Source organism: Chenggangzhangella methanolivorans (assembly GCF_042648545.1).
GTDB classification, from domain to species: Bacteria; Pseudomonadota; Alphaproteobacteria; order Rhizobiales; family Methylopilaceae; genus Methylopila; species Methylopila methanolivorans.
Map to the genome: position 1 here is coordinate 700,697 of NZ_JBHRXS010000003.1, position 13,442 is coordinate 714,138.

Consider the following 13,442-nt stretch of genomic DNA (forward strand, 5'->3'; position numbering starts at 1 on the left):
GATGAGCGAGCCGCCCCGCCCGACCGACTCGCGACCGGCCAAGCCCCCAAGGCCCTGCCCGATCTGCCGCAAGATGTCGCTCGCGCCCTATCACCCGTTTTGCTCGAAGCGCTGCGCCGACGTCGACCTGTCGCGATGGTTCGCGGGCGTCTACGCAGCGCCTGCGGCCGAGCAGGACGACGACGAGACCGAGACGCCGCCGCGGGCCCTCGACGAGGGCGATCGTTAAGGCTTGATGATTTCAAGTCGGACCGCTGCGTCATGCCCGAGCTTTGCTCGGGTATCCACGACTTCGGCGTAGAGCTGGACGATCCAGAAAGTCGTGGATGCCCGGCTGCCGCCGGGCATGACGACGGTGAGCCGGATCGACCTCAGAAAAGCCTAGCGCTCGAGCTTCGACGCCTCGCCGCGCGGCGCGCGGCCGGAGAGGTCGGGACGGAGCTTGGGCGCGAACAGCGGCCCCTCGACGCGCACAGGCAGCGTCCAGCCGCCCTCGGACGGCTTCACGAAGCCCTGGAGCGCGACCGTGCGCTCGATCAGCGACGCCTCGCCCGCCAGCGCGAAGGAGGCGCGCGGCCCCTCGACGGTGACCGGATCGGCCTTGGCCACGCCGTTGGCGACCGTCATCCGCGCCTCGGCGCGCGAGAACGCGATTTCGCCCGTCAGGCCGGCGAGCGCGAGCGTGCGGCTGCGGCTCACGCGCTCCAGCGCGCCATCGGCGAGACGCGCCTCGATGCGGCCGGCGAGCGCCGCCGCGAGCTCCACCGGCGAGGCCCCGCGGCCCTCCAGCGAGATCTCGGCCGTCATGCGGCCGGCGATCGGCTTGCGGCCGAACACAGCCTCCAGCGCGTCGCCGAGCGCGACGTCGCTCGCCGCGCCCTCGACGCGCATCACAGCGCCGTCCCCGTCCGGTTCGAGCGACAGCCGGCCGCCGACCGCGCCGCCATAGGCCGAGGCCTCGCCGATCGAGAGATCAAGGCCGCCATTCGCCACCACGGCCGTCACCGCAGGCTGCTCCAGCCTGAGGCCGCCGAGCCTCAACGCGTCGGCCGAGAGCCTGAGATCGAGCGTCCAGCCCCGCAGGCTGCCGAAATTGAGCGAGGCGACGCTCCAGCGGCCGTCGTCGGCGAGCGCGTCGGGGGCGACGAGGTCGAAATAGGGGCCGAGATCCACCGATCCCGCGTCGAGCGTCGCCTCGACCGCGAGCCCGCCCGCGCCCGAGGTCAGCCGCCCCGCCCCGAGAAAGGTCTCGCCGCCGAGATCAAGCTCGGCGTTGGAGATCTGGAGCCCGGCGCCGTCGAGCTGGCCCTGGCCGGCGAACGACACCTCCGCCCCCAACGCGCGGTCGAGCCGGGGGCCGAAGCCGAACCAGCGCAAGGTCGAGGAGAGGGCGTCGGCCCGGAAGCTCACGTCGCCCGTCAGCCGGACGCCCGCGCCGTCGTCGACCGCCTCGCCGTCGAACAGCACGCGCGCGCCGCCGCCCTCGAACCGGCCGCGGAACGGCGAGCTGTCGCGCCGCGCGAACGCGCCGACGTCGGCGAGCTGAATCATGCCCTCGACCTGCCGGTCGGCGAAGCGGCCGTAGCCCGACAGCGCGAGCGGCCCGCCGTCGCGCGGCAGCGCGAGCCCGGCCTCGATCTTGTCTACCACCCGGCCGCGCCATTCGAGGCGGCCGTCCGCGAGACGGATGGCGGGCGGCGTCGCGGCGGTCCGCGCCCTCAGCGCGGTCGCGACATTGGCGAAGGGCGCGCGGTCGAGCGCGATCTGCGGCTGGTCGAACGTCACTTCCGCGAGTTCGATCCGGCCCAGCAGCAGAGCCGAGAGGCTGATGCGCCCGACGAGCCCGCGGGCGGCCGCGAACGGCGCCTCGCCGGGGCGCGCGAGGCTCACCCCGTCGACCCGCACCCGCGGCGACGGGAACAGCTCGACCGCGGTCGCGCCGTTGACGCGGACCTCGAGTCCGGTGGCGTGCTGGAGTTCGGCGATCAGCCGGTCTCCCGCTCCGTCGAGCGGCGCGCGAGAGACGGCGAACGAGGCGGCCGCGGCCGCGATCGCCACGGCCCCGGCCAGACCAAGGGCGGCGCGACGCATGTTGCGGGCTCCTCCGCGAGCGATTCTCGAACCGCTCGACGTGCTGGCAGGCCGCCGCTTATATCGCAGCGCACCGCACTGGCCAACTTTGAGGCGCCGAACGCCGTTACCGACCTCGCCGCCGCGCCTATAACGAGCCCGAAGCCCACTCGCCTCAACGGATTTCGCCCATGACCGAAGCGCCCGCCAGCCCGCTCTGGGCCCCGTCTCCCGAACGCGCGGCGGCGAGCAACACGGCGCGCTTCGCAAGGGAAGCCGCGCGTCGGTCGGGCCGGACGCTCGACGATTTCCCCGCGCTGCACGCCTGGTCGATCGAGGACCGCGAAGGGTTCTGGGACCTCGTCTGGGATTTCTGCGGGATCATCGGCGAGAAGGGCGAGGGCGTGCTTGAGAACGGCGACGCCATGCCCGGCGCGCGGTTCTTCCCCAATGCGAGCCTCAACTACGCCGAGAACCTGCTGCGACGTCGCGGGAGCGATGACGCGCTTGTGTTCCGCGGCGAAGACAAGGCCGAAGCGCGGCTCTCCTTCGACGAACTCCGCGCGCTGGTCTCGCGCATCAGCCAGGCTCTGGAAGCGGCGGGCGTGGGCGAGGGCGACCGCGTCGCCGCCATGATGCCGAACCGGCCCGAGACCATCGCGTTCCTGCTCGCGGTCGCCTCGCTCGGCGCGATCTGGTCGTCCTGCTCGCCGGACTTCGGCGAGCGCGGCGTGCTGGACCGCTTCGGCCAGATCGAGCCGAAGGTGTTCGTGACGGTCGACGGCTATTGGTACGCCGGCAAACGAATTGAAATCGCCAGCAAGCTCAAGCCGATCGTCGACCAGCTGCCGACGGTCGCGAAGACGGTCGTGGTCCCCTATCTCGGCGCCGCCGACGAGGTGGCCGGCGGCCTCAAGAACGCGGTCTCGCTCGACGGCTTCCTGGAGGGCTTCGAGGCCAAGGAGCCGACGTTCAAGCCGATGCCGTTCTCGGCGCCGCTCTACATCCTGTTCTCGTCCGGAACGACCGGCGTGCCGAAATGCATCGTGCATTCGGCCGGCGGCAGCCTGCTCCAGCTCGTGAAGGAGCATGTGCTGCACGCCGACGTGCGGGAAGGCGACCGCGTCTTCTACTTCACCACCTGCGGCTGGATGATGTGGAACTGGCTGGTCGCAGGCCTCGCCGCCGGCGCGACGCTGCTGCTGTTCGACGGCTCGCCGTTCCATCCGAGCCCCAACGTGCTGTTCGACTTCGCCGACGCGGAGGGCATGACGTTCTTCGGCACCTCGGCCAAGTGGATCGACGGCGTGAAGAAGCAGGCTCTTCGGCCCCGCGACACCCACAGCCTCGAGACCGTGCGCGCCATGGCCTCGACCGGCTCGCCGCTCGCCGACGCGAGCTTCGACTGGGTCTATGAGGCGGTGAAGACCGACATCCAGCTCGCCTCGATCTCGGGCGGCACCGACATCTGCTCCTGCTTCGTGCTCGGCAACCCGATGCAAGCCGTCTGGCGCGGCGAGATCCAGGGGCCGGGGCTGGGCTTGGCCGTCGCGACGCTGGACGACGACGGCGAGCCGATGGCGCGCGGCAAGGGCGAGCTCTCCTGCGTGAAGGCCTTTCCCGCGATGCCGATCGGTTTCTGGAACGATCCGGACGGCGAAAAATACCACGCGGCCTATTTCGACCGGTTTCCGAACGTCTGGGTCCATGGCGACTTCGCCGAGTGGACCGAGCATGGCGGCATGATCATCCACGGCCGCTCGGACGCGACGCTCAATCCCGGCGGGGTGCGCATCGGAACGGCGGAGATCTACGCCCAGGTCGAGAAGATGGAGGAGATCCTCGAGGCGCTCTGCATCGGCCAGGATTTCGACGGCGACGTCCGCGTGGTGCTGTTCGTGCGGCTCAAGGAGGGCGTCGTTCTCGACGACGATCTCATCAAGCGCGCCAAGACCAAGATCCGCGAAGGCGCCTCGCCGCGGCATGTGCCGGCCAAAATCGTGGCGGTGAGCGACATTCCCCGCACCAAGTCCGGCAAGATCGTCGAGCTCGCGGTGCGCGAGGTGGTGCATGGCCGCCCGGTGAAGAACAAGGAGGCGCTCGCCAACCCCGAGGCGCTCGACCTGTTCGCCGACCTCGAGGCGTTGAAGGGCTGAGACCGCCGTCATCGCGAACTTGGGCGCGGGAGCCTCACCCGGTCATCCCGGGCCTGACCCGGGATCCAGAATCGACGCCGGCGCACGAGTTTGCTGGCGGTCGTGTTCATGGATCCCGGCTCTTCGGCCGGGATGACGGCGGCGGCTCCTCCGCAAGGCTTGGGAGAAACGCATGCCTGTCTTCGTCGCGCTCATCCGGGCGATCAATGTCGGCGGAGCGGGCAGGCTCCCGATGGCGGAGTTGCGCGCCGCCTGCGAGGCCGCAGGGCTCCAACGCGTCGCGACCTATGTGGCGAGCGGAAATCTCGTGTTCGAAACCGGCCTCTCCGAGCAGGAGGCCAAGGCGCTGCTCGTCGAGCTTCTGCGCGAGCGTTTCGGGCTGACGCAGAACCACGTGATCCTGCGAACCCATGGGGACCTCGCTGAGGCGATCGCCCAGAACCCCTATCCCGAGGCGGCGTCGGCGCGGCCGAACCTGCTGCATGTGGCGTTTCTGGAGGACGAGCCCCGCGCCGGCGCAGCTGACGCGCTCGCCGGCTGGGAGGGACCCGAGCGCGGGCGGCTCGACGGGCGGCGCGCCTATCTCGATTATGAGGGCGGGGCCGGCCGCTCGAAGCTGACGCCGGCCGTGCTCAACAAGATGTTCGGCTGCCGCCACACGAGCCGCAACTGGAACACGGTGCGGAAGCTCGCGGAGATGGCGGCGCCGTCGGGGTGATCGGATGACGCGCGAACAGGCCGAAGCTTTGATGAAAGGCCTTCTGGCGCTCGGCGATGCGATGGACGCAGTCGGCGTCGCCCTCGACGCGCTCGGCGACACTGAGGAACGAGCCGCGCTCCGCAGGCCGCTCGGCGGAATGATGGCGGACCTCTACATCGAACTGCAGCATCCGATCATCGAGCAGTTTCCGGATCTCGACCCGGACAAAAGCTGAGAGATCCGGACGCTCGGAAGGCGCCGCCTGACGTTGAGGACCCGCGCCTGCCCCCTCCACCACCCTTCGGGTGGTCCCCCTCCCCGCTTCGCGGAAGAGGATTAAGAAGCTGCGCCGCTCGTGCGCGGATCCTCCCCTGCGCAGCGGGGGAGGGGGACCGTGCGGAGCACGGTGGAGGGGGCGAGCGCCGCCCCTACTCCAGCCTCGCCCCCGACAACCTCACCAGCTCCTTCCAATACGGGTTCTGGTCCGCGATCACGCTTGTGAAGGCTTCCGGCGAGGCGTCGACCAGCGGCGTGAAGCCGCCGGGCTCCAGCTTCCCGCGCACGCCGGCGTCGGCCATCGCGTCCCTCGCCGCGGCGAAGATCGCGTCTCGCGCCTCCTCCGGAAGGCCCTTCGGTCCGGCGAGCGCGTACCAGGTCTGGATGTCGACCTCGCCGAGGCCGATGTCGGAGAACTCCTTCATGGAAGGGACGTCCGGAAACGCCGCGATGCGCTCGAGCGAGCCCACGCCGAGCGGAACCACCCGGCCGTCGCGCACCAGCGGGGCGAGCGCCGGGGTCACGTCGAACATGATGTCGATGACGCCGCCGAGCAGATCGACGATCGCAGGGCCGCCGCCCTTGTAGGGCACGTGCAGGATCGAGGCGCCGGTGCGCGCCTTCACGAGCTCGATCCCGAGATGGCTGATCGTGCCGACGCCCGACGATCCCATCCGCGTCTCGTCGGGATGGGCGCTCGACCACGCGATCATGTCGCGGAACGAGCCCCAGCGCTTCGCGCCCGCCGCCTCCTTGTTGGCGACGCACAGGATCGTGCCGGTGGCCAACCGGGTGATGGGGGTCAGGTCGGCGTCGGGATCGTAGGGCAGCCGCTCGTAGAGGTATTTGTTCGCGATCATCTGGGTGACGTTGAGGAGGCCGAGCGTCTCCCCGTCGGGCGCGGCGCGGGCGAGCGCGCCGGTCCCGATCGAGCCGCCGGCTCCGCCGCGGTTCTCCACCACCATGGTCTTGGCCAATCTCGGCTCCAGCGCCCCGGCGATCAGCCGTCCCAGAATGTCCACCGCCCCGCCGGGCGGATAGGGCACGATCAGCGTCCCCGTGGCGGCCCGGGCCGGCGAGGCGGCGAGCGCGGCCGCGGTCAGCGCCAGAAGCGTCCGGCGGTCGATCGCCGTCATGGCGTCCGCCTGTTCAGCTTCAGGAACTCGCGGCCGACCTTCACGAGGTCGAAGCTCTTCCAGCCGCCCTGCCCGTCCGGCAGTTCGTAGCGCACGATGTCGGCGGTGGCGTAGGCGCGCGAGAGCCGCGAGGGCAGGAACGAGCCGGTGCCCACCATGTCGACCGGGACCGAGAGATTGCCGAACACCCGGCATTTCAGCGTGTCGAAGCCCGAGGAGGCGACGATTCTCGGCTCCTTGAACCCGGCGTCGTCCAGCGCCTTGCGGAAGGCGATGACGGCCGCCGCGGTGACGCCTGTGCCGAACAGGAACTTGTCGCGCACCTCGTCCGAGGTCATGCCGTCGAGCTCCTCGAGGTCGAAGCCGGCGAGCGCGAGCTTGGCCACCTCGCCCGGCGTGTGACGGTGGGTCCACTTCATGAGGGTTTTGACGCTCTCGTCCCAGTCGAGCCCCTCGAGATGACGGCCGCCATGGGTGTCGATGCGGAAGGCGAGGCGCTTGCCCGAGGCTGCCGAGCCGTCCTCGCCATAGAACCAGCGGCAGACCGCGAGGGCGTCGCTGACCTCGCGGCCGTCATAGTCGACCAGCACCGTGTAGCTCGCCTCGTCGGGAAACTGGGCGACGTAAAGCTTCGTCGCCTCCAGCGTCGCGCTTTCCGCCGCGGGGTCTCGGTCCTCGGCGAGCATCCGCGCCTTGGCGTAGCCGATCAGCGAATGCGGCATGGTGCCGATGCCGCGCGGGGTCTCGAACAGCGGCGCGGCGAGATCGGTGGACGTGCCCACGAACCCCTTCGCGCCCATCAGCTTGGCGATCCTCGAGCCGACCGACGCGCCATAGGAGGCGGACAGATGCATGTCGTCGCCGCTGGTGTGCCGCGCCTCCATGGCCATGAACTCGGTCTCGGGCAGGGCCCGGCACATCGCGAAGGCGTTGTAGGCGGAGACGCAGGAGAAGCCGACGCGTTGCAGCAGCAAGGTCTCGATCGGCGAGAGCGCGACGAGCGAGCCGGCGACGTAGAGCATCGGCTTTCCCGAGGCGAGCAGCGCGCCCTCAGGCGCGGGCCGCGTGATCTCGAGCGGGATGGCGGCGGCGGCCGGATAGGCCTCCTGAAGAAACGCGATCGCCCGGTCGAGGGCGACGACGGCGTCGGAGCGCAAGAACACCGCATAGGTGACGCGCGCGTCGCCGAGGCCTGCGACGATGTCCGCGGTTTTCAGGAAGTAGGCGTCGGCGCGCTCGGCGACGTAGGGCGCGGCGGCGGCTGTCATCGATGCGGGCGCTCCGGATCATCGGGAAGGGTAGCCGCATTTTCGGGCGCGAAACGCTTCAGGCAATGGCCGTTCAGCATCCCTCCCCTGAGACAGGGGAGGGTAAGGGTGGGGCGGGTCTCAGGGAAGGCGCGACGGATCCCGACTGCGTGCTTCGAGACGCGCCTTCGGCGCTCCTCAGCATGAGGTCGGTTGAGCAATACAAACAGTCCTCATGCTGAGGAGCCCGCCTGAAAGGCGGGCGTCTCGAAGCACGCAGTTCATTTCCGCTCGGCCGCCCTCACCCGAGCGTCACCGCGGTGCCGGACGCCGTCACCATCAGCATGGAGCCCTCCTTGCCGACGGTTTCGTAGTCGAGATCAACGCCGATCACCGCGTTGGCGCCGCGGGCGCGGGCCTCCTCGACCATCTCCTCGATCGCGATGTCGCGGGCGCGCTTCAGCTCTTTCTCATAGGACCCCGCTCGGCCGCCCACGACGTCGCGGATCGCCGCGAACATGTCGCGGAAGATGTTGGCCCCGAGGATCGCCTCGCCGGAGACGAGCCCCTGATACTCGACGATGCGGCGGCCCTCGACGGTGGTGGTTGTGGTCACCAGCATGCGTGTCTCCCTGACGGATCGGCGTCGCGCGGGACATAGGTCTGCGGCGCCCGTCCGTCGCCCCGCGAAGAAGCGCTTTCACGCAGGAATTTTCCGCGGCGTCATGATGCCTGCCCGGCGTGATGGGCGCGTCATCGCATTCCGCGGCCTGTCCAGGGTCGCGACGTTTTCCACGCGATCCAGGACGCTCCCCATGCCCAGCCAACGATTTTGGCCCGCTTTTTTCTGCGCGCTCGCGACGACGGCGGTCGGCGCGCCGGCTCGGGCCGCGGAGTTCACCGTCTTCGCCTCGCCGATGCTGGGCTACGTCATCGACGCCAACGCCACGTGCTATCTCAGCAATGTCGGCAAGCGCACGGTGAGGGTGAAGGGCCAGCGCATCCTCGACTCTTCGGGAGCCGTGCTGACCCCGGACGCGACCACCTGCGGAAGCCCGGAGGGCTTCGACCTCGCCCCCGGCGCGACCTGCTACCTCGGGCGCAACACCACCGTGTCTCCGCTCGCCTGCGGAGCGTTCGTCAGCAACAGCACGTTCATGCGCGGCACGCTCGAATGGCGAAAGGCGCCGACGGACGCATCATACGCGGTCGGCCGGATCGAGCTGACGGCCAAGACAAGCTCCGCGCCGGTCGACTGACCTCGCCGCCGGGCCCGCCGCTCAGGTGGGGCGATGCGCCTCGGCGATCGCCGGCGGCAGCGGGGCGAGCTTGCGGTCGAGCGCCTCGGCGAGGAACGCGCCGACGCAGGCGTGGCCCTCGTCGTTCATATGCAGGCGATCCTTCGAGATCATCGCCGCGCCGCCGGCCTTGGCGACCGCGCGCATGGCGTCGAAGCGGCGCGCCACCGGCACGCCGGTTTCGGCCGAGATCTTGGTGATGGCCTCGAGATAGGGGCTGTAGGCGGCCTCGTCCTGGGGAACGTATTGCGGGTCGAGCAGCGCGACGTCGACGCCGGCCGCGGCGATGTCCGCGAGGCCCTCGCGGGCGGTGTTGGTGAAGGTCGCGAGGTCGATCTTGCGATAGACGTCGTTGGTGCCGATCTGCCAGATCACGAGGTCGGGCTTGGCGGCCGCGACTTCCTTGGCCATGCGGGCCTCGGCGCCGAGCGAGGTCTCGCCGCCCACGCCCTTGGCCACCACGTCGACCTCGACGCCCGGCAGACGCCGCTCGAGCTCGGCCTCGAGGCGCTTGGTGTAGCTGCGGGCCGGTTGGGTGGCGCCGACGCCCGCGGTCGAGGACGAGCCGACGACCAGGATCCTGAACGGATCGCCGTCCTTCAGATGCCTGGCGGCGCGGTCGAGCTTGCCCTGAAGCGAGAGAAACTGGTCAGCCACCTTGCAGGGGGCGACGAGAGGCTCGGTCGAGGCCGAACCCGCGACGGCGGCGAGCAGAACGAACGACAGGCCAAGACGGGCGATCGACACGGCGGACGTCATCAGGCGGGTTCTCCACCAACAGAGACATCGGGAAAAGGCGTTGCGCCTCAATGCGAAAGGGTCCCCCGATCCCTGAAGTGGCGTTTAGCACGCCAAGCCCGGCGGAGTCAGGTCCGCAAGACTACGTATGATCACATGATCATTAGGAGGCGAGCGACGAACAGGCGCGACGCCTGCCGGTCCCTCTCCCGCTCGCGGGAGAAGGAAGCGGAAAGCTCCGTGCGCTTTCCTCAGTGCCGGAAATGCCTCACGCCCGTGAACACCATCGCGAGACCGGCTGCGTCGGCGCGGGCGATCACCTCGTCGTCGCGCATCGAGCCGCCCGGCTGGATCACCGCGGTCGCGCCCGCCTCGATCGCGGCGTCGAGGCCGTCGGCGAAGGGGAAGAAGGCGTCGGAGGCGACCACCGACCCCCGGGTCAGCGGTTCCGAAAGACCTGCGGCCTCCGCCGCGTCGCCCGCCTTGCGGGCGGCGATGCGGGCCGAGTCCACGCGGCTCATCTGGCCTGCGCCGACGCCGACCGTCGCGCCGTTCCTGGCGTAGACGATCGCGTTCGATTTCACGTGCTTGGCCACGCGGAACGCGAATCGCAAATCGGCGAGCTCCTGCTCGGTCGGCGCCCGCTTGGTGACGACCGTGAGCTCGCGGTCGTCCACCACCGCGTCATCGCGTGACTGCACCAGGAAACCACCCGCCACCGTCTTGATCGAAAGGCCTTTTGCGCGCGGATCCGGCAGGTCGCCGGCGACGAGGAGGCGGAGGTTTTTCTTCGCCGCCACGATCGCGCGGGCGTCCTCGTCGGCGTCCGGCGCGATGATCACCTCGGTGAAGATCTCGACGATCTTCCTCGCGGCCTCCGCGTCGAGCCGCCGGTTCAGCGCCACGATGCCGCCGAAGGCCGAGACCGGATCGCAGGCCAGCGCCTTCTCATAGGCCTCGGCGAGGCTCGCGCCCTCCGCCACGCCGCAGGGGTTGGCGTGCTTGACGATCACGCAGGCGGCGGTGCGCTTGGGATCGAACTCGCCCACCAGCTCATAGGCCGCGTCGGTGTCGTTGATGTTGTTGTAGGACAGCTCCTTGCCCTGGAGCTGGGTCGCGGTCGCGACGCCGGGCCGGAGTTCGGCCGAGCGGTAGAAGGCCGCCTGCTGGTGCGGGTTCTCGCCGTAGCGCAGCCCTTGCGCCAGCGTCCCGCCGAGCGCGCGGAACGCGGGCGTCGTCTCGCCGGCGACGCCCGAAAGCCAGGTCCCGATCGCCGCGTCGTAGGCGGCCGTGCGCGAAAACGCCTTGGCGGCGAGGCGGCGGCGGAGCGCCGCGGTGGTCGCGCCGCCATGCGCCTCCATCTCGGAAATGACCGCGCCGTAATCGGCGGGCTCCACCACTACGGTGACGAAGGCGTGGTTCTTGGAGGCGCCGCGGATCATCGCCGGGCCGCCGACGTCGATGTTCTCCACCATGTCGTCGAACTCGGCCTTGCGGGCGAGCGCGGCCTCGAACGGGTAGAGGTTCACGACCAGAAGATCGATCGGCGCGATGGCGTGGTCGGCCATCGAGGCCTCGTGGCCGGCGTCGCCGCGGATCGCGAGCAGCCCGCCATGAACCTTCGGGTGCAGCGTCTTCACCCGCCCGTCCATCATCTCGGGGAACCCGGTGAGGTCCGAGACGTCCTGAACCTCCAGGCCCGCATCCGCGATCGCCTTGGCGGTGCCGCCGGTCGAGACCAGCGCGACGCCGAGATCGGACAAGGCGCGCGCGAAGTCGATCAGGCCGGTCTTGTCGGAGACCGACAGGAGGGCGCGGGCGATGGGACGTTCGGACATTTGTGGCTCCGGGGGGCGGCGTCGGGGGAGCCGGTAGCACTTTGGCGCGGGGGATTGAAGCCGTAGCGGGTCCGGTTCCCCCTCCCCCTTGCGGGGAGGGGTGGTTCCGAAGAAGGCGAAGAGCGCGATGCAGCTCTAAGCCGACAGCCAGCGCTCCATCCTGAACCACCCCCACCCTCACCCTCCCCACAAGGGGGAGGGAACGGGAAGGCCGCGCCTCATTCCGGCGCCGCTGTCCTTAAAGCGGCAGCGCGTCGAACTCTTCGGCCACAGGCATCCGGCGCTTCGGCGCGGGCTCGCCCGGCAACCGCTCCAGCGTCCAGGCGATCGAGGGCGCGCCGCGGGCCGTCGCGTGGATCACCGCCTGCTCGGAGCGCCGCGCGCCATGGGCGGAGGCGAGATAGACGCTCTCCTCGAGCGTGACCGAAAAGCACGGAGAGGCCAGCGTCCAGCCGACGCCGCTCGGAAGCTGAAGCACCACGCCCTGGCCGTCCTGCCGCTGGCTGGCGCGCACCGACGGATGCAGGTGAAACCGCACCGCGACCTTCGGATCGCCCTCGATCGTCCGCCCCTCGACGGCGCGGAACAGGTCGACGCCCGACAGCGTGCGGCCGTCCGGCGACAGCGTCAGCGCCCGCTCGTGGACAAGGCCGAAGCGCTCGACATAGCCGTCATGGCTCGCCGTCACGGTCACGCCGCGGTCGTCGGTCGCGCGGCGCGCCTCCACCTTGGACGGTCCGTGGGTGATGCGCGCGCCGATGAAGTGCCGCAGACCGTCGGGCGCGAAGCGGCACGAGGAGGCCTCGCCCACCGTCGCGGTCGAATGGGCGGCGGTCGCGCGCGCGGCGTCCTCCCAGTCCTTGCGGCCGAAGCGCGGCGCGCCGCAATTGACGACGATGCGCTCGGCCCCGCTCGAAAACTCGAACGAGAGACAGCCCGCATGGGCCTCCGACGACAGCGCGAAGGGCGGCGGCGCGCCGGCGTCGATCAGCGCGAGCGCCTCGCCCGCCGCGACGCGCTGGTAGCCGGAGTGCGGCGCGTCGTCGACCGGCAGCCCGCGGGCGTCGTCGTAAGCCAGGATTGTCGCCACGAGATCGGTCGGCGTCGGGCCGGCGCCGTTGAACTGCGCGAAGTCGCCGTCGCCGTGGCGGAAGAAGCGCAGCATCGGCGTCATGCGGTCGATCGCGGTGAGAAGCTGCTGCGGCGGCTGGGCGTTGCGCGCGGCGAAGGCCTGCCGCAGCGGCAGGAAATCCAGCAGCAGGTCGATGAGCGTCGCAGGGTTGCGGGAGGCGTGGCCGCCATCGGCGAGGATCTGGCGGTCGATCTCCTCGCCGAGCGACCGGGAGGCCGATTTGAGCAGCCGCGCCTCGCCCGCAAGGCACAGGCCCGCATAAGCGAGCGCCGCCTCGCATTGCAACCGCGGCGCCCCGTCGGAGGCGGAGGAGGCGATCGAGCCGAGCTGCCGCGCCTGGCGCGCGAGGCTCTTCAGGAAGCGCCGGTAGAAGGCCCGGTCCGCCCCGTCGAGGATCAGCGGCGAGTGGCAGAACCACGAGATCAGCCGCCGCGCCTGCGTGGCGGGGGCGGCGGCCGCGGCGTCTCGTCCTGCGCGGGTCGTCATCCACTCGTCGACGAGCGAGCGGGCGTTGGCGCGCGCGAGCGCGGTGTCGGCGGCGCGCAGGTGCCGCAGCCAGCCGAAGCCGTGGAGGGCCGAAGCCCATTCGCGCGTCGGCGGCTCGATCAGGAAGGGCGAACCGCCCCCGACCTCGACGAGCCTGCCGGCGAACGCGAAGGTCCCGGCATAGATCTCGCCGGCGCGGGTCGGGTCGGTGGTGCGAAGGTCCTGCGGGGCGATCAGCAGCTTTTCAGGCGTGCGCCCGGCGCTCGCCAGCGGCGCGCGCGTGAGCGCCGCAAGACGGCGCCGCCCCGCGCGCGCGCCCTCCGCGGCCACATACCCGGCGAGGCGGAGATTTTCGCCGAGCCCGG

Annotated in this window: 12 protein-coding genes; 5 read left to right on the plus strand and 7 right to left on the minus strand. The window is 70.6% G+C overall.

What is annotated here, in order from left to right:
* Window position 1 precedes the first annotated feature (1 nt).
* Window positions 2-229: a DNA gyrase inhibitor YacG gene (yacG, locus tag ACFOWB_RS03660; RefSeq protein WP_261401275.1), complete on the plus strand. Its 228-nt coding sequence runs from the start codon at window positions 2-4 to the stop codon at window positions 227-229.
* Window positions 230-381: 152 nt separating this feature from the next.
* Here yacG and ACFOWB_RS03665 read toward each other — a convergent pair whose 3' ends face one another.
* Entirely contained in the window at window positions 382-2,091 is a 1,710-nt protein-coding gene (locus tag ACFOWB_RS03665) for an AsmA family protein (RefSeq protein ID WP_261401274.1), read from the minus strand.
* Between the two features lie 170 nt (window positions 2,092-2,261).
* Between ACFOWB_RS03665 and ACFOWB_RS03670 the strand changes: the two genes are divergently transcribed.
* The 3 genes from ACFOWB_RS03670 (at window position 2,262) to ACFOWB_RS03680 (ending at window position 5,161) form a co-directional block, all read left to right on the plus strand.
* Window positions 2,262-4,226, plus strand: coding sequence for an acetoacetate--CoA ligase (locus ACFOWB_RS03670; protein ID WP_261401273.1), 1,965 nt, complete (start codon window positions 2,262-2,264; stop codon window positions 4,224-4,226).
* A 172-nt stretch (window positions 4,227-4,398) separates the two neighbouring features.
* Window positions 4,399-4,944: a DUF1697 domain-containing protein gene (locus ACFOWB_RS03675; protein ID WP_261401272.1), complete on the plus strand. Its 546-nt coding sequence runs from the start codon at window positions 4,399-4,401 to the stop codon at window positions 4,942-4,944.
* 31 nt (window positions 4,945-4,975) lie between these two features.
* Window positions 4,976-5,161, plus strand: coding sequence for a hypothetical protein (locus ACFOWB_RS03680; protein WP_261401271.1), 186 nt, complete (start codon window positions 4,976-4,978; stop codon window positions 5,159-5,161).
* Window positions 5,162-5,354: 193 nt separating this feature from the next.
* Here ACFOWB_RS03680 and ACFOWB_RS03685 read toward each other — a convergent pair whose 3' ends face one another.
* From ACFOWB_RS03685 to ACFOWB_RS03695, 3 genes are all read right to left on the minus strand, one after another.
* Complete coding sequence (locus tag ACFOWB_RS03685; RefSeq protein ID WP_378145743.1) at window positions 5,355-6,338, minus strand: Bug family tripartite tricarboxylate transporter substrate binding protein; 984 nt, start codon at window positions 6,336-6,338, stop codon at window positions 5,355-5,357.
* Window positions 6,335-7,606 (minus strand): hypothetical protein, encoded by a 1,272-nt coding sequence (locus ACFOWB_RS03690; RefSeq protein WP_261401270.1) that lies wholly within the window; start codon window positions 7,604-7,606, stop codon window positions 6,335-6,337. Before ACFOWB_RS03690 ends, ACFOWB_RS03685 begins: the two co-directional genes overlap by 4 nt.
* A 280-nt stretch (window positions 7,607-7,886) precedes the next feature.
* Window positions 7,887-8,207, minus strand: a complete 321-nt coding sequence (locus ACFOWB_RS03695; protein ID WP_261401269.1) for a heavy metal-binding domain-containing protein — start codon at window positions 8,205-8,207, stop codon at window positions 7,887-7,889.
* Between the two features lie 193 nt (window positions 8,208-8,400).
* Between ACFOWB_RS03695 and ACFOWB_RS03700 the strand changes: the two genes are divergently transcribed.
* Window positions 8,401-8,844: a hypothetical protein gene (locus ACFOWB_RS03700; protein WP_378145746.1), complete on the plus strand. Its 444-nt coding sequence runs from the start codon at window positions 8,401-8,403 to the stop codon at window positions 8,842-8,844.
* 21 nt (window positions 8,845-8,865) lie between these two features.
* On the opposite strand, the gene ACFOWB_RS03705 is transcribed toward ACFOWB_RS03700, so the two are convergent.
* The 3 genes from ACFOWB_RS03705 to ACFOWB_RS03715 form a co-directional block, all read right to left on the minus strand.
* Window positions 8,866-9,642, minus strand: coding sequence for an SGNH/GDSL hydrolase family protein (locus ACFOWB_RS03705; protein ID WP_261401266.1), 777 nt, complete (start codon window positions 9,640-9,642; stop codon window positions 8,866-8,868).
* Window positions 9,643-9,872: 230 nt separating this feature from the next.
* Window positions 9,873-11,459 (minus strand): bifunctional phosphoribosylaminoimidazolecarboxamide formyltransferase/IMP cyclohydrolase, encoded by a 1,587-nt coding sequence (gene purH / locus ACFOWB_RS03710; RefSeq protein ID WP_261401265.1) that lies wholly within the window; start codon window positions 11,457-11,459, stop codon window positions 9,873-9,875.
* A gap of 238 nt (window positions 11,460-11,697) precedes the next feature.
* Window positions 11,698-13,407, minus strand: coding sequence for a heparinase II/III family protein (locus ACFOWB_RS03715; protein ID WP_378145748.1), 1,710 nt, complete (start codon window positions 13,405-13,407; stop codon window positions 11,698-11,700).
* Window positions 13,408-13,442: the final 35 nt, after the last annotated feature.